We start from the raw sequence: 1,349 nt of genomic DNA, 5'->3' as shown, positions 1-1,349 counted from the left end.
TTGCCCTTGGTCATTATTATAACATCAGTGTGGAGATTTTGCCATGATTTCTAGGCTAGAATCAGAGTTTCGGATTACTCATCTTAATGCCTAGCAATTAAGGAAAAATTGCGCCGTGGTTTCCACCCTAACACCCCCAATCGGATATTTAAGCAATTTCATCGGGATTAATGCCCAATTCTCGCAGCTTTTGGGCTAATTTTTCCGCCCGTTGTTGTTCTCTTTCTTTGGCTAATCTTTCCTGTTCTTTGGCTAATCTTTCCTGTCGGGCCGACTCTTGAGGGGTGGGAACCAATTCACCTGATTCGGTGAAATAGCGCAATTTATTGGCAAAAATTCCTAAATATAATCCTAGTTGCTTACTCCATAAATAACCGTTTTCATTGGGGGTAATCGGTTGGTATTGTCCCTCGATTAAAGTGAATCCTTGCCATTCTAAAGTATTGGGATCAAACCAAAAATACTCAGGAGTCCGGAAAGTATGCTGATATAGTTCCTTTTTGGCTTTTCTGTCCACATTAGCGGTGGAATCGGAGAGAATTTCGATGATTAGATTGGGATATTTACCCCCTTCTCCCCAGACAACCCAACTTTTCCGGGGACGTTTCTCTGTATCTAAAACCACGAAAAAATCTGGGCCACAAAAATCTCGCTGTTTTAGTTGTCTTTCGTTATAATAAATAGTCAAATTGCCCGAGGCATAGTAATCGTTTCTATCTTGCCAGAGCCAATCAAGACAAGATAATAATAAAATAATTTGTTGTAAATGCAGATCACTTTCCAAGGGTGGTTCATCACTCCATAAATCGGTGGGAGGACAGACAATATCGGTAGCAATATCTAGGGTTGTCATCGTTTATAAACCCATTGAGTCAATTTGGGGTGATTCTAGCAACAAGCCACAATCAATACAATTATATTATAAGTCCGATCGTTTTGCTTGTATATAGGGTGTTAGGAGTCGGTTGGGGAAGTCAGAATATCATGACCTCAATCCCCTTGGTTGAAGGACTTATAAAAACCAGAAGAAAGCAACTAAAATAGCAGTGAGAGTGGCGGCAAAAATGAGAGCGTATTCAATTTTTTGATTGATAATACCAATAACAATGACTAGGGTGATTGCCAGAAGAAACACACCGATATAGACTAGATCTTGAGAACCTGAATTAACTAAATTATTATTTAAAGTCGGTGTGGGTGTGGGAGTTTGTAGAATTGTTGATGAGAGACTAATCGTGGAGGTAATGAACATAAGTAAGTAGTTATAATTAAATTGAAGATAGATTTTGCCTCTGATCCCCCCTGCCCCCCTTAATAAGGGGGGTGCCGATAGGTGGGGGGATCTGACA

Annotated in this window: 2 protein-coding genes; both read right to left on the bottom strand. The window is 40.0% G+C overall.

Annotated elements, in window-relative coordinates; genetic code table 11:
• Window positions 1-148: 148 nt before the first annotated feature.
• Window positions 149-853 (bottom strand): Uma2 family endonuclease, encoded by a 705-nt coding sequence (locus tag PX636_RS11785; RefSeq protein WP_002731745.1) that lies wholly within the window; start codon window positions 851-853, stop codon window positions 149-151.
• Window positions 854-1,012: 159 nt separating this feature from the next.
• Window positions 1,013-1,252, bottom strand: coding sequence for a hypothetical protein (locus PX636_RS11780; RefSeq protein WP_002758556.1), 240 nt, complete (start codon window positions 1,250-1,252; stop codon window positions 1,013-1,015).
• Window positions 1,253-1,349: the final 97 nt, after the last annotated feature.

Origin of the sequence: Microcystis sp. M53598_WE2, from assembly GCF_030067735.1 — a bacterium.
GTDB classification, from domain to species: domain Bacteria; phylum Cyanobacteriota; class Cyanobacteriia; order Cyanobacteriales; family Microcystaceae; genus Microcystis; species Microcystis aeruginosa.
This window is presented reverse-complemented; position numbering and strand designations above follow the sequence as displayed.